An 18,635-nucleotide genomic window follows, 5' to 3' on the forward strand; every position below is an offset into this window, starting at 1 on the left:
CGTTACTTGACCTTCGCGGCCTTCGCGAGCGCGGCGACCGCGCTCTTCGAATCCTGCTGCGAGTTCATGAACTTCGTCACGACGTCCGTGATCGCGCCGGCGGTCGCGTCGCCTTGCGCCATGCCGTGCGCGAGCGACGGCACGAAGCCGCCCGACTTGATCGCGGTCTGCTCGTCGGCATACGACTTCTTCGCGCAATCGTCGAACTTGTCCATCTTCACGCCGAGACGCACGGGCACCGAGCCCTTCAGCAGGCTGAACTGCTCCTGGAAGTCCGGCGTCATGATCGTCTTCGCGAGCGCGAGCTGGCCCGGCGTCGCGTTCTTCTCGCCCTTCTGCTGGAAGAACACGAACGAGTCGACGTTGAACGTGTACGAATTCGCGGTGCCCGGCACCGGCGCGCAGACGTAGTCCTTGCCCGCCTTCTTGCCGGCGTTCTCGAACTCGCCCTTCGCCCAGTCGCCCATGAACTGCATGCCGGCCTTGCCGTTGATGACCATCGCGGTCGCCAGGTTCCAGTCGCGGCCGTTACGGCCGTTGTCGAAGTAGCCCTGGATCTTGCGCACCGTGTCGAACACCGACAGCATCTGCGGCGACGTCAGCGTCGCCTGGTCGAGGTCGACCAGCGCCTTCTTGTAGAACGCCGGGCCCTGCGACAGCACGACGTCTTCCCACAGCGTCAGGTCCTGCCACGGCTGGCCGCCCATCGCGACCGGCTGGATGCCTGCGGCCTTCAGCTTGTCGGCCACCGCGAAGAATTCAGGCCAGGTGGTCGGCACCTTCGCGCCGACCTTGTCGAGCGCGGCCTTGTTGATGTACAGCCAGTTGACGCGGTGCACCGAGAACGGCGCGGCGACGGTATGGCCCTTGTACTTGATGATCTTGTCGATTTCCGGCGGCAGGTTCTGTTTCCAGTCGCCGGCGGCCGAATCGATGTTGACGAGCACGCCCTGGTCGGCCCAGTCCTGGATCAGCGGGCCCTTGATCTGCGCGGCCGACGGAGAATCGCCGCTGATCACCTTGGTCTTCAGCGCGGTCATCGCCGCGGCGCCGGCGCCGCCCGCGACCGCGAAGTCCTTCCACACGTAGCCCTGCTTCTGCAGGTCGTCCTTCAGCACGCCGACGGCCTTCGACTCGCCGCCCGAGGTCCACCAGTGCAGCACGGTTACGTTCTCGGCTGCCTGCGCCGCCACGGCGCCAGCCATCAGGCCTGCGGCGCAGAGCGCGCCCATGATCGAGCGAACTTTCATTACTTATCTCCTCCAGACTGAATCAACTCGTGAGGTTCCCTGACCGGGAACCGGCTTCTTGATAACGACGGGGAAATCGAGCCGCGGGACGCATGCAGCGTACGGGGCCGATGACCGGCCGGGCTCTTACAGAAAGCGTGAATCGAGATTCAACGGCGTGTCTCCTCTTTGTGTTTCTGGCCCGCCGCGATGATGCGACGCGAGCCCGGGGCCGACGGCGCGCCAACGGTGCGCGCCGCCAATGTCCGATAACATTCGGCACAAGGCGCTCCCGAAGGCGAAGCTCGCGCAGTTCATCGACCGCACTTCTTTTTTTCTTCACCCAGGTGCTACCCCTTGCGGCGGATTGTAGTTAAACTACAATTCAGTGTCAAAAATATTTTTATCGCACTACGGATCGCTTCCGGGCACCCCCAACACGGCGGAGACACATGCATACCGATTCCAGCTTTACCTTCGTACTTTTCGGCGGCACCGGCGATTTGTCGATGCGCAAGATCCTGCCCGCGCTGTTCGAAGCGCATCGCGCGAACATGCTGGCGACGGGCGGCCGGATCGTCGCCGTGGCGCGACACGAATCGGATCGGGCGGCCTATCTCGAATGGGTCGACACGCACGTGAAGCCGCATGCGGCGAAAGCGGCCGGCGATGCATTCGACGACGCGGCATGGCAGTCGTTTCTCGACCGCATCGAGTACGTGAACCTCGATCTCGGCCGCGCGGAGGACTACGTCGTGCTGCGCGACGCGGTCGCCTCGCTGCCCGGCATCCGCGTGTTCTATCTCGCGACGGGCCCGTCGCTGTTCGTGCCGATCTGCAAGGCGCTCGCGGCGGTCGGCCTGAACGAAGGCGCGCGCATCGTGCTCGAGAAGCCGCTCGGCTACGACCTGAAATCGTCGAACGCGATCAACGACGCGGTCGGCGAGATCTTCGCGGAAGGCCAGATCTACCGGATCGACCACTACCTCGGCAAGGAGCCGGTACAGAACCTGCTCGCGCTGCGCTTCGGCAATGCGCTGTTCGAGCCGCTGTGGCGCCGCGAATGGGTCGAGAGCATCCAGATCACGATCGCGGAAGAGCTCGGCGTCGAGGCGCGTGGCGATTTCTACGACAATACGGGCGCGCTGCGCGACATGGTGCAGAACCACCTGCTGCAGCTGCTGTCGATCGTCGCGATGGAGCCGCCGCACTCGATGGATTCCGACTCGGTGCGCGACGAAAAGCTGCGCGTGCTGCGCGCGCTGAAGCCGGTCGACCCGCGCGACATCGGCAAGGTTGCCGTGCGCGGCCAGTATCATGCGGGCGTGATCAAGGGCGCGCAGGTGCCGGCCTATGCGACCGAGCCGGGCGTGAAGCCCGACAGCCAGACCGAAACCTTCGTCGCGCTGAAGGTCGAGATCGAGAACTGGCGCTGGGCCGGCGTGCCGTTCTTCCTGCGCACCGGCAAGCGTCTGGCCGACCGCGTCGCGGAGATCGTCGTCAACTTCCGCCCGGTACCGCATTCGGCGCTGGGGCCGACCGCGCTGCGCCCCGGTTCGAATCGTCTCGTGATCCGGCTGCAGCCGAACGAGACGATCCGCCTGTACTGCCTCGCGAAGCAGCCGGGCGAAGGGATGAACCTCGCGAGCGTGCACCTCGACCTCGCGTTCGACCAGTTCTTCAAGGAAGGGCAGATGGAGGCGTACCAGCGCCTGCTGCTCGACGTGATCAACGGCCGGCTCGCGCTGTTCGTGCGTCGCGACGAACAGGAAGCCGCATGGCAGTGGGTCGAGCCGATCCTGAACGAATGGACGCGCACGCTGAAGCCGCCGAAGCCGTATGCGGCGGGCACGTGGGGGCCGGCCGCGTCGAGCGCGATGCTCGCGCAGCACGACACCTGCTGGCTCGAAGAAGAAAACTGAACCAAACCGTTGCGGCGTACGCCACCGTACGCGGCAACGTGCATCACGATTCGTACGATTTGAACAGACAAAGCAGTCCGGAGGAGATGTGATCGAGATCCACGCTTTCGACACCCAGGAAGCGCAAAGCGAAGCGCTCGCGCGCGCCGTCGGCGAAGCGCTGCGCGCGGCGCTCGCCCGCCCCGCGCGCCCGACGCTCGCGGTGTCCGGCGGCACCAGCCCGCGCCCGTTCCTGCATACGCTGTCGCACGCGACGCTCGACTGGGCCAGCGTCGACGTCACGCTGGTCGACGACCGCTGGGTGCCGGACGACGACGCGGCCAGCAACGCGCAACTCGTGCGCGACACGCTGCTGCAACACGCGGCGGCCCCTGCCCGCTTCCTGCCGCTCGTCGACACGCGCACCACGCTCGATGCGCACGTCGCCGCGCTCAACGCGAACGCCGACTACCGCGTGCCGACCGTCGCCGTGCTCGGCATGGGCGAGGACGGCCACACCGCGTCGATCTTCGCCGACGCGCCCGAATGGGACCACGCGATCACGACGCCCGAGCGCTTCGTCGCCGTGCATCCGGGCGCCGCGCCCCATGCGCGCGTGAGCTATTCGCTCGATGCGCTGAAGCGCGTCGACCGGCTGTTCCTGCTGATCGCGGGCGAGCGCAAACGCGACGTGCTCGACGCCGCGGCCGCGTCGCTGCGGAAGAACGCGATTTCCCAACTGGCCAACGACAAGGGGACCCAGCTCGATGTCTACTGGTGCGCAAAGTAAGGCGGTCGTCGCGGGTCAGCATGCCGACGGCCCGCGCCTGCTCGCGGACGTCGGCGGCACCAACGCGCGCTTCGCGCTGGAAACCGGCCCGGGCGAGATCACGCAGATTCGCGTCTATCCCGGCGCCGACTATCCGACAATCACCGACGCGATCCGCAAGTATCTGAAGGACGTGAAGATCAGCCGCGTGAACCACGCGGCGATCGCGATCGCGAACCCGGTCGACGGCGACCAGGTCACGATGACCAATCACGACTGGAGCTTCTCGATCGAGGCGACGCGCCGCGCGCTCGGCTTCGACACGCTGCTCGTCGTCAACGACTTCACCGCGCTCGCGATGGCGCTGCCGGGCCTGACCGATGCGCAGCGCGTGCAGGTCGGCGGCGGCGCGCGCCGCCAGAACAGCGTGATCGGGCTGCTCGGGCCCGGTACCGGGCTCGGCGTGTCGGGCCTGATTCCGGCCGACGACCGCTGGATCGCGCTCGGCAGCGAAGGCGGTCACGCCTCGTTCGCGCCGCAGGACGAGCGCGAGGATCTCGTGCTGCAATACGCGCGCAAGAAGTTTCCGCACGTGTCGTTCGAGCGCGTGTGCGCGGGCCCCGGCATGGAGATCATCTATCGTGCGCTCGCCGCGCGCGACAAGAAGCGGGTGGCCGCATCCGTCGACACGGTCGAGATCGTCGAGCGCGCACATGCGGGCGACGCACTCGCGCTCGAGACGGTCGAATGCTTCTGCGGGATTCTCGGCGCGTTCGCGGGCAGCGTCGCGCTGACGCTCGGCGCGCTCGGCGGCGTGTACATCGGCGGCGGCGTCGCACTGAAGCTGGGCGAGCTGTTCACGCGCTCGTCGTTCCGCGCGCGCTTCGAGGCGAAGGGCCGCTTCACGCACTACCTCGAGAACATCCCGACCTACCTGATCACCGCCGAATACCCGGCGTTCCTCGGCGTATCGGCGATCCTCGCGGAACAGTTGTCGAACCGTTCGGGCGGTGCGTCGTCGGCCGTGTTCGAGCGGATCCGCCAGATGCGCGACGCGCTGACGCCGGCCGAGCGCCGCGTCGCCGATCTCGCGCTGAACCATCCGCGCTCGATCATCAACGATCCGATCGTCGACATCGCGCGCAAGGCCGACGTGAGCCAGCCGACCGTGATCCGCTTCTGCCGCTCGCTCGGCTGCCAGGGGCTGTCGGATTTCAAGCTGAAGCTCGCGACCGGTCTCACCGGCACGATTCCGATGAGCCACAGCCAGGTGCATCTCGGCGATACGGCCACCGACTTCGGCGCGAAGGTGCTCGACAACACGGTGTCCGCGATCCTGCAACTGCGCGAGCACCTGAATTTCGAGCACGTCGAGAACGCGATCGAGATCCTGAACGGCGCGCGCCGCATCGAGTTCTACGGGCTCGGCAACTCGAACATCGTCGCGCAGGACGCGCACTACAAGTTCTTCCGCTTCGGAATCCCGACGATCGCGTACGGCGACCTGTACATGCAGGCCGCGTCGGCCGCGCTGCTCGGCAAGGGCGACGTGATCGTCGCGGTGTCGAAGTCGGGGCGCGCGCCCGAACTGCTGCGCGTGCTCGACGTCGCGATGCAGGCCGGCGCGAAGGTGATCGCGATCACGTCGAGCAACACGCCGCTCGCGAAGCGCGCGACCGTCGCGCTCGAGACCGATCACATCGAGATGCGCGAGTCGCAGTTGTCGATGATCTCGCGGGTCCTGCATCTGCTGATGATCGACATTCTCGCGGTCGGCGTTGCGATTCGTCGCGCGTCGACCAACGGCGAGCTGCCGGAGGCCGTCGCGCAGGCGCGGGCACGCGCCAGCGACGACGAAACGGCCGACGTGCTCGATTGGCTCAGCCATGGGGCTTCGCCGGCGGCGAAGGACGTCGCGCGGGATTGACGCAGCGGTAAAAAACGCCTCGGTGAACGACACCCCGAATGCTGGATTCAGGCCCGGCGTTCGGGGTGTTTTGCATGATCGGCATCGGCGCGAACAACAGCGGCTCGGCAGGTATCGACGATGCCTTCTACCTATGGCTGCGCGTGACGTCATACGTTCGTACACGCTCCTATTTCGAACAAGTCCAATTGTCAGGAGTTGCCCAGGCTCGGTAACTTCCTTCACTCCGCGTGATGCAGCCATCCCGGTCCGACGCGAGAAATGACACGTTTCTCACAGAACCCCCGATTGGCTTCGACAGCATCACGTTCATCCAGTTTGCGGAGAGGGATATGCCTAGACCACGTTTTTCAGCCGCATGGGCAGCAGCAATGCGCATTTACGCGCCGATAAATTCCGCGGAGAAAGTTGCCTTGACGATTGGTGGCAACGTGGCCACCAATATCCAGCGATGTGACAAAGCAGAAGTGATCAAATTCCCGCCTTCGCTGGAAGGCAGCACCCTGGACAATAGGCACGGGATCGTTCTCTTCGAGGTTTCAGCCTCGTCGATAGCCTGAGAGAGGAATACTATAATGAACAATACCTATGCCTTTGGTACACATCGAGATCTCACGCCAATGGAACTGTTTTTCCTTATCTTTATCGATGAGACATGCAAGGAACTTGGTGTTGACGATGTAGCAGCAGTGGTTGCCATTGTGGCCGGTCAAAATTGGATGCCAACACGAGCAAAGCCCTTTGGTACCACGCCGGGGACTTCTGTTGCGTCGATATTGAGTCGCAAGTATCTGGACTACGATTTGAAGAAGAAAATCCTCCCAACGTTGACCAATGCCAGCGTCAAGCGCTTGAAGTTCATTCTGGTAAGAAACATTGGGGTTTTCGTTGGGCGCGCAGTTCCTGTCGTTGGGTGGGTCATTGCTGCCAAGGATGTCACGATGATCAGCATTCGTTCCGTGTCGCGCTATAACGCGCTTGTTAAGCCTGAGGACAAGGTGTTCTGATGAGCCAGTTTACATGGGACGAGTTTGAGGATTTCGTGAGAAAGGAGGCCGGTGTCAGCCCCAAAAAAAATCTCACAAAAGATCATGCCGTCGAGGGTGATTTGGATATCACTGGCGACGATGCGGTCGAGTTTATGGAGCGCTTCTTCGATAAATTTCCAGTGCAAGTTGGAGATTTTGAGTTCAATCGCTACTTCTCAGGAGAGGGCTTTAGCTTGATTGAAGTGGCGCGGATGGCTTTCTCCAGAAAACGCCGAAAAAAATATGACAAAGTACCATTGACTCTAGGCATGCTCTATCAGGCTATTTTGGATGGAGAGTGGAGCAATCAGCGCTTGGAAAGCCTACCGCGCTGATTGCTCCTAGCCACATAGACCGGTTCATCTTTTAGGCGATGTGTTGGATCTGTGCATACCTCTGGGGTCTGCCATCAGACAAAATCCACTGCTCCGGTGTGTGATGTTCTGGGCCCTGATGTTCGCGGCACAACCCAGCCACGCCACGGATACGTCGTCGTCGCCACAAGCCGGCGCCCGAACCTACGCGCAGAACTACAAGGACATGGTGCTCGCCGAATGCGTCGCGACCGCTTATCGGAATGAACCGTCCGCTGCGATGGACGCGGGAAGCAGCGCCAGTGCACTAATGGATTGGACCGACTTCGATCTGGAACGGAACCCCGACACGGGCAAATCGCTGGTCAATCGTTTTCTTGCACGCGACTATCGCAATCCGGTCGTCGAGTCCGAAATCAAGGGCGTGAGGTTTGATTTTTTGAAATGCCTGGATCTGTATCACAGCCAGGAACTCGAGACCGAAGTCAGGCGATTCGTGATCAACCCGAAGCGCAGCTATCGACTCGACAATCGCTCATCAGGCCGTTCAAAGTGATGCAGAGGGGGAAGTTCAAACCCGTCGACCGCCCTCCTCCGCCAGTTTCGCCGCGCTGCTCAAGCCCCGACCCGCACAGGCCGTCCATGCCAGCGCAGCACGAGATAACGTCCGACCAAACACAGCACGCCGGTAACACCGATCGTCACGCCCATCGCGAACGGCGTGCCGTCCGCGAGCGCGCCGATCACGACGCTCGCGAGCGCACCGAGCGCCAGCTGCATCGCGCCGAACACTGCCGCCGACGCGCCCGCGTTGTGCGGATAGCGGTGCATCAGATCGGTCGTGCAGTTCGCGGACAGGATCCCGACCACGCCGACGACGAAGAACAGGCACACGACGATCGACCACAGCCCGCCCAACCCCGTCAGCGCGACGAACGCGACCGCGAGCGACGCGATGCAGCTCACGAGCGATGCGGCCGAAATGATGCGCAGCGAGCCGATGCGGCCGACGAGCCGCGTGTTCGCGAAGTTGCCGATCATGATCCCGACGACGTTCAGCCCGAACAGCAGCCCGTAGTGCTGCGGCGACACGTGGAAATACTCGATGTACACGAACGGCGTCGCGGTGATGTACGAGAACATCGACGCGAACGCCATCCCGCCGCACAGCATGTGCCCCCATGCGACGGGGTCGGACAGGATGCGCCCGTACGACGCGAACGACGCGAGCACGGCCGCGCTCTTGCGCCGCTCCTTCGGCCAGGTTTCGGGCACGCGCAAGTACGCGGTCGTCGCGCATAGCGCGCCGAACACGGCCAGCACGACGAACACGCCGCGCCAGCCGGAGAAACGCAGGATCTGGCCGCCGATCAGCGGCGCGAGCAGCGGCCCGACCGCGGTGACGATCGCGACCATCGACAGCACCTTCGCCGCGTCGCTCGGCTCGTGCGCGTCGCGCGCGATCGCCCGCGCGAGCACCGACGCGGCGCCGGCGCCGAGCGCCTGCAGGAAACGCACGACGATCAGCATGTCGATCGAGCCCGACACGAAGCAGCCGATGCTCGCGAGCGTGAACAGCGCGATCCCGCCGAGCAGCACGGGGCGGCGGCCCCACGTGTCGGACAGCGGGCCGTACAGCAGCATGCCGATCGAGAAGCCGGCCATGAAGCTCGTCAGCGTGCGTTGCGCGGCGCCGGGGCTCACGGAGAAGCCGGCGGCGATCGACGGCAGGCTTGGCAGGTACATGTCGGTGGCGATCGGCCCGCAGGCCGCGAGCGCACCGAGCAACAGGATCAGCCGGGCATCGGGCCGGCGCCGGACGACGTGAGACATGGGTATCCGGAATGGGAGCCCGCGCGCATCGGGGCGCGCGTGGCGGTGAAGACGGGAGGCCGCGCCGCAAGCGGCGCGCTCAGGCCCATGATTGTACGCGCAACTTTTTTGCCTGCCCCGGGGCTGCATGCCGCGGCGGCCAGGAACACGCCCGCGCTCGTCGCCCGCCGAACGAGCGCGCGGGTGGATTCGATTAAGCTTGCTGCTTGCCTCTCTTGTCTGACCCATTCGACGTACGACCGAACCGATGACCGCTTTCCTGCTGATCTGGAGCCCCAAGAAATGGCCATGGCCCGAGCTGCCCGACGTCGCCGCGCGCGTGAAGGCCGGCGAGGCCGTGCATGACGTGTGGGGCTGCGGCTTCGCGCGCGGCATCCTGCCGGGCGACCGCGTGTTCCTGCACCGCGTCGCGAAGGAACCGAAAGGTGTGTTCGGCTCCGGCTACGTGACGCGCGCGCCGTACGAGGTGCCCGATCCGTCGACCAAGCGCGGCTACCGGCTGTGCATCGACTTCGTGTACGACTGGCTCGTCGACGCGCATCAGGACGTCGTGATTCCGCGTGACGCGCTGCGCGTGCATCCGTACTCGGTACAGACGTGGGACGCGCAGAGTTCCGGCACGTCGATCAAGCCGATGGTCGAAGGTCCGCTCGAAAAGCGCTGGGCCGAACTGACCGGCAAGCGCAAGCCGCCGCGATAGGCGGAAACCGGCTCGAATCGGGGCCGCCTTCCCGCTTAGGCGCCCCCCTTCGCGCGCCGAAAGGCCGCAGACCGCCCGGCGGGCCTGCCGCGCGTGTCTCCGGTACAATCAGACGATCGTTCCGCCCAGGCGCCGCGGCCCGTGCACAGGCCCCCGCGCCCTTCTCTCGCAGGTTTCGCTCATGTCCAACAATCAGATCCTCTTCGAACGCGCCCAGAAGACCATTCCCGGCGGCGTCAACTCGCCGGTGCGCGCGTTCCGTTCGGTCGGCGGCACGCCGCGTTTCGTCGCGCGCGCGCAAGGCCCGTATTTCTGGGATGCCGACGGCAAGCAGTACATCGACTACATCGGCTCGTGGGGCCCGATGATCGTCGGCCACGTCCATCCCGAAGTGCTGTCGGCCGTGCAGAACGTGCTCGCCGACGGCTTCTCGTTCGGCGCGCCGACCGAAGCCGAGATCGAGATCGCCGAGGAAATCTGCAAGCTCGTGCCGTCGATCGAGCAGGTGCGGATGGTGTCGAGCGGCACCGAGGCCACGATGAGCGCGCTGCGTCTCGCGCGCGGCTTCACGGGCCGCAGCCGCATCGTCAAGTTCGAGGGCTGCTACCACGGCCACGCGGACAGCCTGCTGGTCAAGGCCGGCTCGGGCCTGCTGACGTTCGGCAACCCGACGTCGGCCGGCGTGCCCGCCGACATCGCGAAGCACACGACCGTCCTCGAATACAACAACGTCGCCGCGCTGGAAGAAGCATTCGGCGCGTTCGGCGACGAAATCGCCGCGGTGATCGTCGAGCCGGTCGCCGGCAACATGAACCTCGTACGCGGCACGCCCGAATTCCTGAACGCGCTGCGCGCGCTGTGCACGAAGCACGGCGCCGTGCTGATCTTCGACGAGGTGATGTGCGGGTTCCGCGTCGCGCTCGGCGGCGCGCAGGCGCACTACGGCATCGCGGCCGACCTCACCTGCCTCGGCAAGGTGATCGGCGGCGGGATGCCGGCTGCCGCGTTCGGCGGCCGCCGCGACATCATGGCCCACCTCGCGCCGCTCGGCGGCGTCTACCAGGCCGGCACGCTGTCGGGCAACCCGATCGCGGTCGCCGCGGGCCTGAAGACGCTGCAACTGATCCAGGCGCCCGGCTTCTACGACGCGCTCACCGCGCAGACGAAGCGGCTCGCCGACGGCCTCGCGGCCGAAGCGCGCGCGGCCGGCGTGCCGTTCGCGGCCGACTCGATCGGCGCGATGTTCGGCCTGTACTTCGCCGAGCGCGTGCCGACCAGCTTCGCGGAAGTCACGAAGAGCGACACCGAGCGCTTCAACCGCTTCTTCCACCTGATGCTCGACGAGGGCGTGTACTTCGCGCCGTCCGCGTACGAAGCCGGCTTCGTGTCGAGCACGCACGACGACGCGGTGATCGACGCGACGCTCGCGGCCGCACGCCGCGCGTTCGCGGCACTCGCTGCCTGACCCGGGGCCGCGCGCATGTTCTCGGATACCGATTTCGCCCACATGCAGCGCGCGCTCGCGCTCGCGGCGCGCGGCATGTACACGACCGCGCCGAATCCGCGCGTGGGCTGCGTGATCGTCAAGGACGGCGACGTGATCGGCGAAGGCTTCACGCAGCCCGCCGGCCAGGACCACGCGGAAGTGCAGGCGCTGAAGGATGCGCGTTCGCGCGGCTACGACGTCGCGGGCTCGACCGTCTACGTGACGCTCGAACCGTGCAGCCATTTCGGCCGCACGCCGCCGTGCGCGAACGCGCTGATCGACGCGCGCGTCGCGAAGGTCGTCGCGGCGATGGAAGACCCGAATCCGCAGGTGTCGGGGCGCGGCCTCGGGATGCTGCGCGACGCGGGCATCGACGTGCGCTGCGGGCTGCTCGCGCATGAAGCGGGCGAACTGAACATCGGCTTCGTGTCGCGGATGACGCGCGGCCGCCCGTGGGTGCGGATGAAGACCGCCGCATCGCTTGATGGCCGCACCGCGCTGCCGTCCGGCGAAAGCCAGTGGATCACCGGCGAGGCCGCGCGCCTCGACGGCCACGCGTGGCGCGCACGCGCGTGCGCGATCCTCACCGGCATCGGCACAGTGCGCGAGGACAATCCGCTGCTGACCGTGCGCGGCATCGACACGCCGCGCCAGCCGCAACGCATCCTCGTGGACAGCCGCCTCGACCTGCCGCTCGACGCGCGGCTGCTGGAAGGCGCGCCGCTGCTGATCTTCTGCGGCCGGCTCGACGCCGCCGGCGAAGTCCGCGCGAACGTGCTGAAGTCGCGCGGCGCGGAAATCGTGCCGCTCGCGAATGCGCACGGCAAGGTCGACCTGCCCGCGATGCTGGCGGCGCTCGGCGCGCGCGGCGTCAACGAGTTGCACGTCGAGGCCGGCCACAAGCTGAACGGTTCGCTGCTGCGCGAGCACTGCGTCGACGAATTGCTGGTATATCTGGCGCCGAGCCTGCTGGGCGCCGACGCGGCCGGCATGTTCGATCTCGCCGCGCCGGCCAGCCTCGATGCGCGCACGCGGCTGTCGTTCCACGGGTTCGAGCGGATCGGCGACGACCTGCGGATCCTCGCGCGCGTCGCGCTGCCCGACGCCTCTCACTGAACGGAATCGTCACGATGTTTACCGGAATTGTCGCGGCCGTCGGCCGCATCGAAACGATCGCCCCGCTCGGCACGTCGGCCGATGCCGGCGTGCGCCTGACCGTGCAGGCCGGCGGGCTCGACCTGGCCGATGTCGCGCTCGGCGACAGCATCGCGATCCAGGGCGCGTGCATGACGGTGATCGAAAAGACCGACGCCACCTTCGACGTCGACGTGTCGCGCGAAAGCCTGAACCGGACGGTCGGCCTCGCGCAGCCCGGCGAAGTGAACCTCGAGAAGGCGCTGCGCGCGCACGATCGCCTCGGCGGGCATATCGTGTCGGGCCATGTGGACGGCCTCGGTACCGTCACGCGCTTCGCGCCGGTCGGCGAGTCGCATGAACTGCGGATCGTCGCGCCACGCGAACTCGGCCGCTATCTCGCGTACAAGGGCTCGATCACGGTGAACGGCGTGAGCCTGACCGTCAATACGGTCGACGACCGCGCGGACGGGTGCGAATTCTCGATCAATCTCATTCCGCATACGGTCGAGGTCACGACGCTGCGTCACGTGAAGGTTGGCGACAAGGTCAATCTTGAAGTCGACATGATCGCGCGGTATGTGGAGCGGATGCTGTCGGCGTCGCAGGGCGTGCATCAGGACTGATCGGGCAACGCCGTCCCATATATGAAATGACGGCTGACGGTTCGGCCTCGTTGCCTCGGCGTCGCCGCAGCCCCGTCGCTCCGCCGAGCGTTGCTCCCGCCCTGCTTCGTGCCGGGCCACCCCGTCGGCGGTCCGAAGCGACAGCATCGTGATCGCGTTCGCTCGATGCCCGTCCGGCCGGCCGACACCTGGCCGAACAGCCAACGACGCGCACGGGTCATGCCGCCGCGCTAAGATGCGTCGACAGCGGTTTCCATGCCGCCACGTACGACGCGCCGCGTCGCGGCCGCCACTCTTCCCATTGGAGTCGTCCCCATGTCCATCTCGATGTACCAGGCTTCGCTGCCCGTCCTGATCCGCGGCCTCACCAACCTGCAGCACATCCTCGGCAAGGCGCAGGCCCATGCGGCCGAAAAGCAGATCGATCCATCGGTATTCATCGGCGCACGCCTCTACCCGGACATGCTCCCGCTCGTCCGCCAGGTCTACATCGCGACCGACACGGCCAAGGGCTGCGCCGCGCGGCTCGCCGGCGCCGAGATCCCGAGCTACCCGGATGTCGAGCAGACCTTCGACGAACTGCATGCGCGCATCCAGAAGACGATCGACTACCTGAAGAGCTTCGACGCCGCGCAGATCGACGGCAGCGAGGCGCGCCAGATCGTGCTGAAGATGCGCGTCGGCCCGATCGAGTTCACCGGCCAGTCGTATTTGCTGAACTTCGTGCTGCCCAATTTCTTCTTCCACGTGACGACCGCGTACGACATCCTGCGCCACAGCGGCGTCGAACTCGGCAAGCTCGACTACCTCGGCGGGCGCAACGAGCACGCGTGACGTGCGGCCGGGCCATGCCCGGCCCGCAACCGTCCGCACCCGCGCGCAGGCCGTCCGCGGCGCTTTCCGGAGTGCTCGCCGGCCCCGCGCGGCCCGCGCCAGCCGAAACGCCGTCCGGCTGGCGTAAAATACGCACTTTCCTCTTTCTCGCCCCCTTATGACGCTCGCCTCCACGCTCGACATCATCGCCGAGCTGAAAGCCGGCCGGATGGTGATCCTGGTCGACGAAGAAGACCGCGAAAACGAGGGCGACCTCGTGATCGCCGCCGAATTCGTCACGCCGGAAGCGATCAACTTCATGGCCAAGTACGGCCGCGGCCTGATTTGTCTGACGTTGACGCAGGAACGCTGCAAGCAGCTTCACCTGCCGCTGATGACCTATCGCAACGGCACGCAGTACGGCACCGCGTTCACGGTCAGCATCGAAGCGGCCGAAGGCGTGACGACCGGCATCTCGGCCGCCGACCGTGCGCACACGATCGCCACGGCGGTCGCGCACGACGTGCGCCCCGAACACATCGTGCAGCCGGGCCACGTGTTCCCGATCATGGCGCAGCCGGGCGGCGTGCTCGTGCGCGCCGGCCATACCGAGGCCGGCTGCGACTTCACCGCGCTCGCCGGGCTGACGCCGGCCGCGGTCATCTGCGAGGTCATCAAGGACGACGGCACGATGGCGCGCCTGCCGGACCTGCTCGAGTTCGCGAAGGAACACGACCTGAAGATCGGCACGATCGCCGATCTGATCCAGTATCGCAGCCGCACCGAATCGATCATCGAGCGGATCGCCGAGCGCACGATGCAGACCGCGCACGGCACGTTCCGCGCGGTGCTGTACCGCGACCAGCCGAGCGGCTCGCCGCACATCGCGCTGGTGCGCGGCACGCCGTCGCCCGACGTCGATACGCCGGCGCGCGTGCACGAGCCGCTGTCGGTGCTCGACCTGCTCGAGACGGGCGTGTCGACCCACTCGTGGACGCTCGACGCGGCGATGCGCGAGATCGCGGCACGCGACCTCGGCGTGATCGTGCTGCTCAACTGCGGCGATACGAAGGAACACCTGATCGACGTCTTCAAGGCGTTCGACGAGGAAGAAAAGGCCGCTGCGCTCAAGCGCCGGCCGGTCGATTTCAAGACGTTCGGCATCGGCGCGCAGATCCTGCGCGATGTCGGCGTCGGCAAGATGCAGGTGCTGTCGAATCCGCGCAAGCTGGGCAGCATGTCCGGCTACGGCCTCGAAGTCACGGGCTTCATTCCGATGCCCGGCGGCGAAGCCACGTCCTGCCCGGCGTCCCACGCGTAACCCGCCACGGCGCTTTCGCCCTATAACTGTTCATCCACACCACGGACCAGATCATGGAAATCGGACAATACCAACCGAATCTCGAAGGCGACGGCCTGCGTATCGGCATCGTGCAATCGCGCTTCAACGAACCCGTGTGCAACGGCCTCGCCGACGCGTGCGTCGAGGAACTGGAACGCCTCGGCGTCACCGGTGAAGACGTGCTGCTCGTGTCGGTGCCCGGCGCGCTGGAAATCCCGCTCGCGCTGCAGAAGCTCGCCGAAAGCGGCCAGTTCGACGCACTGATCGCGCTCGGCGCGGTGATCCGCGGCGAGACCTACCATTTCGAACTCGTGTCGAACGAGAGCGGCGCGGGCATCACCCGCATCGGCCTCGACTTCAACCTGCCGATCGCGAACGCGGTCCTGACGACCGAAAACGACGAGCAGGCCGTCGCGCGCATGACCGAAAAGGGTCGTGACGCCGCGCGCGTCGCCGTCGAGATGGCGAACCTGACGATGGCGCTCGACCAGCTCGGCGACGACGAGGACGAAGAAGAAGACGAAGACGACGAAGAGGAGCGCGCATGAAGAAGAGCGCCCGCCGACAATCGCGCGAGCTGGCGACGCAGGGCCTGTATCAGTGGCTGCTGTCGAACGCGCCCTCCGGCGAGATCGACGCGCAACTGCGCGGCGCGCTCGGTTACGACAAGGCTGACAAGGAACTGCTCGAAGCGATCCTGCACGGCGTGATCCGCGAGCATGCGACGCTCGTCGAAGCGCTGACGCCGTCGCTGGACCGTCCGATCGATCAGCTGTCGCCGGTCGAACGCGCGGTGCTGCTGATCGCGACGTTCGAACTCACGCACCATGTCGAAACGCCGTACCGCGTGATCATCAACGAAGCCGTCGAACTCGCGAAGACGTTCGGCGGCTCCGACGGCTACAAGTACGTGAACGGCGTGCTCGACAAGCTGGCCGCGAAGCTGCGCCCCGCCGAAACGCAGGCGCGTCGCAACGGCTGATACCGTTTGCTTGTCCACGGGCGCGCAAGCGCCCGTTTTTCATTCTTTTCCCCTCCGCCCTGCCCGCCGATGAATACCACCGCCGATTCGCTCGTCACGCTCGCCGCACGCGTCGACGCGATCCAGCCCTTCTACGTGATGGAACTGATGAAGGAGGCACAGCGGCTCGAGTCCTTGGGGCGCGATGTTATCCACATGGGCATCGGCGAGCCGGATTTCACCGCGCCGGAGCCCGTCGTCGAGGCCGCCGCGGCCGCGCTGCGCCGTGGCGTTACGCAGTACACGAGCGCGCTCGGCATCGCGCCGCTGCGCGAGGCGATCGCCGCGCACTACGCGCGCGCGTACGGCCTCGCGATCGCCCCCGAGCGGATCGTCGTCACGGCCGGCGCATCGGCCGCGCTGCTGCTCGCGTGCCTCGCGCTGGTCGGCCGCGACGACGAAGTGCTGATGCCCGACCCGTCGTACCCGTGCAACCGGCACTTCGTCGCGGCGGCCGAAGGTCGCCCGGTGCTCGTGCCGAGCGGCCCGGACGCGCGCTTCCAGCTCACCGAAAACGACGTCCGCACGCACTGGAACGACCGCACGCGCGGCGTGCTGCTCGCGTCGCCGTCGAACCCGACCGGCACGTCGCTCGAACCGGACGAACTGAAGCGGATTGTCGAAGCGGTGCGCGCGCGTGGCGGCTTCACGATCGTCGACGAGATCTACCAGGGGCTCAGCTACGATGCCGCGCCCGTGTCGGCGCTGTCGTTCGGCGACGACGTGATCACCGTGAACAGCTTCTCGAAATATTTCAGCATGACGGGCTGGCGGCTCGGCTGGCTCGTCGTACCGCCCGCGCTCGTCGGCACGTTCGAGAAGCTGTCGCAGAACCTGTTCATCTGCCCGTCCGCGCTCGCGCAACATGCGGCACTTGCTTGTTTCGAACCCGCGACGCTCGACATCTACGAAACACGCCGGCACGAATTCAAGCGCCGCCGCGATTTCATCGCACCGGCGCTCGAGCGGCTCGGCTTCACGGTGCCGGTGATGCCGGACGGTGCGTTCTACGTGTATGCGCATTGCGGCGGCGTCGCCCACCCGGCGGCCGGCGACAGCGCCGCGCTCACGCAGGCGATGCTGCACGACGCGGGCGTGGTGCTGGTGCCGGGCATGGACTTCGGTGTCCATGCGCCGCGCGACTATATCCGCCTGTCCTATGCGACCGCCTACTCGCGGCTCGAAGAGGCCGTCGACCGGCTCGCGACGCTGTTCGGCCAGCACTGATCTGACGCCACGGCAGGCGCACCGGCCGCTTCAGGCACCGCCCAATAGAAAAAGGCACCCGAATCGGGTGCCTTTTTCATGTCCTGCCGGCCGGAGCCGCACGGAGCGCGTGACGTGTTACGCGCCGAGCTCCGAACGATCGCCGTGCGACTGCTTCGCGGTATCGACGCTCGCATCGTCCTGCGACGCCGCTTCCTTCGGCGCCGCCTTGACCGACGTCGTGCCGTCGAGCGTCGCATGCACGCGCTTCGCGCCGCCCGCCGCGGCCGTCACGGCTGCGGTGACGATCGGCTTCGCGGGTTGCGCGGGCGCCTGCGGCGCGTTGATCGGCACGCTGCGGCCACGCGCGACGTCGCGCAGGCGGCCGCGTTCGGCCATCACCTTCGAGCCGTAGCCGTTGTCGTCGGGGTTCGTCGAGCCGTTGTACAGGCGCAGGCCGCTCGCGAGCGAGCCGCCGCGCGCGATGCAGTCCTTCAGCACCAGGGCGCCGACCTGCAGGTTCGCGAGCGGTTGCAGCGCGGTGTCGGTGCCGCCGAAATACTCGAACTTGTCGGAGTGAACCTTCGACATCACCTGCATCAGCCCCTTCGCGCCGACGCCGCTCTCGGCGTACGGGTTGAAGCCCGATTCGATCGCCATCACGGACAGCAGCAGCAGCGGATCGAGGCCGACGTCGCGACCGGTCTGGAACGCGGCCTTGACGAGCTGGCCGAGCGGCTCCTGCGCGACGCGGTAACGGCGCGACAGATAGGTCGCGACGAGCGCCTGTTCGCGGTTCGACGCGAGCGCGCGATCGTCGCGGGCATCGGCCGCCACGCGCTGAATCGGAATCAGCTTGGCCAGTGCGACCGGCGACGGGCCGTTGCGGGCCGGGTCGGACGCATCGCCCTGGGCGCCTTGAGCGCCCTGAGCGGCGGTTTCCGGCGCGACATCGAGGCCGACCGCAAGCGCATCCGCTTCGGGCGTGTCTTCCTGCTGCGGCTGCGCGCCAGCGGGCGCGAAGTTCGGCAGCGGATGGCCGGACAGCAGACGGGCCGGACCGGCCTGCACGGCCGCGGACACGACCGGCATCAGCTTCGCGGCGAGCGTGCCGCGGACGGTTGGCAGCAGCCACAGTGCAAGCGCAACCGCGACAGCGAAACAGCCGACAACGCTGAATAGATGGTGACTGACACGCGTCCCGCGACGCAGCAAGTTGCGCACGATTTGCGCATGCTGCTCAGTGGGACGCCACGATAACCAAGCGTTCATTCAGATCATCTCCCATGAACATGACTCGTGCGGC

General features: G+C 66.4%; 20 protein-coding genes. 17 read left to right on the forward strand and 3 right to left on the reverse strand.

Annotation, left to right across the window (positions count from 1 at the left end; all coding sequences use genetic code 11):
• Positions 1–2: 2 nt before the first annotated feature.
• Positions 3–1,250: an ABC transporter substrate-binding protein gene (locus HWX76_RS31140; RefSeq protein ID WP_089488244.1), complete on the reverse strand. Its 1,248-nt coding sequence runs from the start codon at positions 1,248–1,250 to the stop codon at positions 3–5.
• 431 nt (positions 1,251–1,681) lie between these two features.
• Between HWX76_RS31140 and zwf the strand changes: the two genes are divergently transcribed.
• The 8 genes from zwf (at position 1,682) to HWX76_RS31180 (ending at position 7,724) form a co-directional block, all read left to right on the forward strand.
• Complete coding sequence (gene zwf, locus HWX76_RS31145; RefSeq protein ID WP_089488243.1) at positions 1,682–3,151, forward strand: glucose-6-phosphate dehydrogenase; 1,470 nt, start codon at positions 1,682–1,684, stop codon at positions 3,149–3,151.
• An 88-nt stretch (positions 3,152–3,239) separates the two neighbouring features.
• Positions 3,240–3,920, forward strand: coding sequence for a 6-phosphogluconolactonase (pgl, locus tag HWX76_RS31150; protein ID WP_176016852.1), 681 nt, complete (start codon positions 3,240–3,242; stop codon positions 3,918–3,920).
• On the forward strand, positions 3,898–5,826 hold the full coding sequence (locus HWX76_RS31155; RefSeq protein ID WP_050011605.1) for a bifunctional transcriptional regulator/glucokinase: 1,929 nt from the start codon (positions 3,898–3,900) through the stop codon (positions 5,824–5,826). Before pgl ends, HWX76_RS31155 begins: the two co-directional genes overlap by 23 nt.
• Positions 5,827–5,864: 38 nt before the next feature.
• Positions 5,865–6,041 (forward strand): hypothetical protein, encoded by a 177-nt coding sequence (locus HWX76_RS31160; protein WP_176016853.1) that lies wholly within the window; start codon positions 5,865–5,867, stop codon positions 6,039–6,041.
• 117 nt (positions 6,042–6,158) lie between these two features.
• A complete protein-coding gene (locus HWX76_RS31165) occupies positions 6,159–6,386 on the forward strand; it encodes a hypothetical protein (RefSeq protein WP_176016854.1) in 228 nt (75 codons plus the stop codon).
• Between the two features lie 15 nt (positions 6,387–6,401).
• Positions 6,402–6,833: an STM2901 family protein gene (locus HWX76_RS31170; protein WP_060313020.1), complete on the forward strand. Its 432-nt coding sequence runs from the start codon at positions 6,402–6,404 to the stop codon at positions 6,831–6,833.
• A complete protein-coding gene (locus HWX76_RS31175) occupies positions 6,833–7,189 on the forward strand; it encodes a DUF1493 family protein (RefSeq protein WP_176016855.1) in 357 nt (118 codons plus the stop codon). The genes HWX76_RS31170 and HWX76_RS31175 overlap by 1 nt, the downstream gene beginning before the upstream one ends.
• Before the next feature lie 103 nt (positions 7,190–7,292).
• Complete coding sequence (locus tag HWX76_RS31180) at positions 7,293–7,724, forward strand: type VI secretion system amidase immunity protein Tai4 (protein WP_089488240.1); 432 nt, start codon at positions 7,293–7,295, stop codon at positions 7,722–7,724.
• Between the two features lie 59 nt (positions 7,725–7,783).
• Here the strand turns inward: HWX76_RS31180 and HWX76_RS31185 are convergent, their stop codons facing one another.
• Complete coding sequence (locus HWX76_RS31185) at positions 7,784–9,001, reverse strand: Bcr/CflA family multidrug efflux MFS transporter (protein WP_176016856.1); 1,218 nt, start codon at positions 8,999–9,001, stop codon at positions 7,784–7,786.
• Between the two features lie 247 nt (positions 9,002–9,248).
• On the opposite strand from HWX76_RS31185, the gene HWX76_RS31190 reads away from it, so the two are divergent.
• The 9 genes from HWX76_RS31190 (at position 9,249) to HWX76_RS31230 (ending at position 17,350) form a co-directional block, all read left to right on the forward strand.
• Positions 9,249–9,701, forward strand: a complete 453-nt coding sequence (locus HWX76_RS31190; protein ID WP_012328082.1) for a hypothetical protein — start codon at positions 9,249–9,251, stop codon at positions 9,699–9,701.
• Positions 9,702–9,882: 181 nt separating this feature from the next.
• Positions 9,883–11,166, forward strand: coding sequence for a glutamate-1-semialdehyde 2,1-aminomutase (gene hemL / locus HWX76_RS31195; RefSeq protein ID WP_124556071.1), 1,284 nt, complete (start codon positions 9,883–9,885; stop codon positions 11,164–11,166).
• Between the two features lie 15 nt (positions 11,167–11,181).
• Complete coding sequence (gene ribD, locus HWX76_RS31200) at positions 11,182–12,303, forward strand: bifunctional diaminohydroxyphosphoribosylaminopyrimidine deaminase/5-amino-6-(5-phosphoribosylamino)uracil reductase RibD (protein WP_176016857.1); 1,122 nt, start codon at positions 11,182–11,184, stop codon at positions 12,301–12,303.
• Positions 12,304–12,317: 14 nt separating this feature from the next.
• Positions 12,318–12,947 (forward strand): riboflavin synthase, encoded by a 630-nt coding sequence (locus tag HWX76_RS31205; RefSeq protein WP_050011612.1) that lies wholly within the window; start codon positions 12,318–12,320, stop codon positions 12,945–12,947.
• A 315-nt stretch (positions 12,948–13,262) separates the two neighbouring features.
• Entirely contained in the window at positions 13,263–13,781 is a 519-nt protein-coding gene (locus HWX76_RS31210) for a DUF1993 domain-containing protein (protein WP_050011613.1), read from the forward strand.
• A 157-nt stretch (positions 13,782–13,938) separates the two neighbouring features.
• Positions 13,939–15,081: a bifunctional 3,4-dihydroxy-2-butanone-4-phosphate synthase/GTP cyclohydrolase II gene (gene ribBA, locus HWX76_RS31215; protein ID WP_050011614.1), complete on the forward strand. Its 1,143-nt coding sequence runs from the start codon at positions 13,939–13,941 to the stop codon at positions 15,079–15,081.
• Positions 15,082–15,134: 53 nt separating this feature from the next.
• Positions 15,135–15,650, forward strand: coding sequence for a 6,7-dimethyl-8-ribityllumazine synthase (ribH, locus tag HWX76_RS31220; RefSeq protein ID WP_006476661.1), 516 nt, complete (start codon positions 15,135–15,137; stop codon positions 15,648–15,650).
• The gene (gene nusB, locus HWX76_RS31225) at positions 15,647–16,084 is read left to right on the forward strand and encodes a transcription antitermination factor NusB (protein WP_050011615.1); all 438 of its coding nucleotides are present in this window, start codon (positions 15,647–15,649) and stop codon (positions 16,082–16,084) included. Before ribH ends, nusB begins: the two co-directional genes overlap by 4 nt.
• A 69-nt stretch (positions 16,085–16,153) precedes the next feature.
• A complete protein-coding gene (locus HWX76_RS31230) occupies positions 16,154–17,350 on the forward strand; it encodes a pyridoxal phosphate-dependent aminotransferase (protein WP_050011616.1) in 1,197 nt (398 codons plus the stop codon).
• Positions 17,351–17,467: 117 nt separating this feature from the next.
• On the opposite strand, the gene HWX76_RS31235 is transcribed toward HWX76_RS31230, so the two are convergent.
• Positions 17,468–18,601 (reverse strand): transglycosylase SLT domain-containing protein, encoded by a 1,134-nt coding sequence (locus tag HWX76_RS31235; RefSeq protein WP_050011617.1) that lies wholly within the window; start codon positions 18,599–18,601, stop codon positions 17,468–17,470.
• Positions 18,602–18,635: the final 34 nt, after the last annotated feature.

The sequence above is a fragment of the Burkholderia sp. BCC0398 genome, from assembly GCF_902833245.1.
In the GTDB taxonomy this organism is placed as follows: domain Bacteria; phylum Pseudomonadota; class Gammaproteobacteria; order Burkholderiales; family Burkholderiaceae; genus Burkholderia; species Burkholderia sola.

Bases quoted from the DNA above. Each gene is read 5' to 3' on its own strand.
- HWX76_RS31185 (WP_176016856.1), bottom strand. From the start codon at position 9,001: ATGTCTCACGTCGTCCGGCGCCGGCCCGATGCCCGGCTGATCCTGTTG.
- ribBA (WP_050011614.1), top strand. From the start codon at position 13,939: ATGACGCTCGCCTCCACGCTCGACATCATCGCCGAGCTGAAAGCCGGC.
- zwf (WP_089488243.1), top strand. From the start codon at position 1,682: ATGCATACCGATTCCAGCTTTACCTTCGTACTTTTCGGCGGCACCGGC.
- HWX76_RS31165 (WP_176016854.1), top strand. From the start codon at position 6,159: ATGCCTAGACCACGTTTTTCAGCCGCATGGGCAGCAGCAATGCGCATT.
- HWX76_RS31170 (WP_060313020.1), top strand. From the start codon at position 6,402: ATGAACAATACCTATGCCTTTGGTACACATCGAGATCTCACGCCAATG.
- ribD (WP_176016857.1), top strand. From the start codon at position 11,182: ATGTTCTCGGATACCGATTTCGCCCACATGCAGCGCGCGCTCGCGCTC.
- hemL (WP_124556071.1), top strand. From the start codon at position 9,883: ATGTCCAACAATCAGATCCTCTTCGAACGCGCCCAGAAGACCATTCCC.
- HWX76_RS31175 (WP_176016855.1), top strand. From the start codon at position 6,833: ATGAGCCAGTTTACATGGGACGAGTTTGAGGATTTCGTGAGAAAGGAG.
- HWX76_RS31210 (WP_050011613.1), top strand. From the start codon at position 13,263: ATGTCCATCTCGATGTACCAGGCTTCGCTGCCCGTCCTGATCCGCGGC.
- HWX76_RS31205 (WP_050011612.1), top strand. From the start codon at position 12,318: ATGTTTACCGGAATTGTCGCGGCCGTCGGCCGCATCGAAACGATCGCC.
- ribH (WP_006476661.1), top strand. From the start codon at position 15,135: ATGGAAATCGGACAATACCAACCGAATCTCGAAGGCGACGGCCTGCGT.
- HWX76_RS31230 (WP_050011616.1), top strand. From the start codon at position 16,154: ATGAATACCACCGCCGATTCGCTCGTCACGCTCGCCGCACGCGTCGAC.
- HWX76_RS31160 (WP_176016853.1), top strand. From the start codon at position 5,865: ATGCTGGATTCAGGCCCGGCGTTCGGGGTGTTTTGCATGATCGGCATC.
- nusB (WP_050011615.1), top strand. From the start codon at position 15,647: ATGAAGAAGAGCGCCCGCCGACAATCGCGCGAGCTGGCGACGCAGGGC.
- HWX76_RS31180 (WP_089488240.1), top strand. From the start codon at position 7,293: ATGTTCTGGGCCCTGATGTTCGCGGCACAACCCAGCCACGCCACGGAT.
- HWX76_RS31235 (WP_050011617.1), bottom strand. From the start codon at position 18,601: ATGAACGCTTGGTTATCGTGGCGTCCCACTGAGCAGCATGCGCAAATC.
- HWX76_RS31155 (WP_050011605.1), top strand. From the start codon at position 3,898: ATGTCTACTGGTGCGCAAAGTAAGGCGGTCGTCGCGGGTCAGCATGCC.
- HWX76_RS31140 (WP_089488244.1), bottom strand. From the start codon at position 1,250: ATGAAAGTTCGCTCGATCATGGGCGCGCTCTGCGCCGCAGGCCTGATG.
- HWX76_RS31190 (WP_012328082.1), top strand. From the start codon at position 9,249: ATGACCGCTTTCCTGCTGATCTGGAGCCCCAAGAAATGGCCATGGCCC.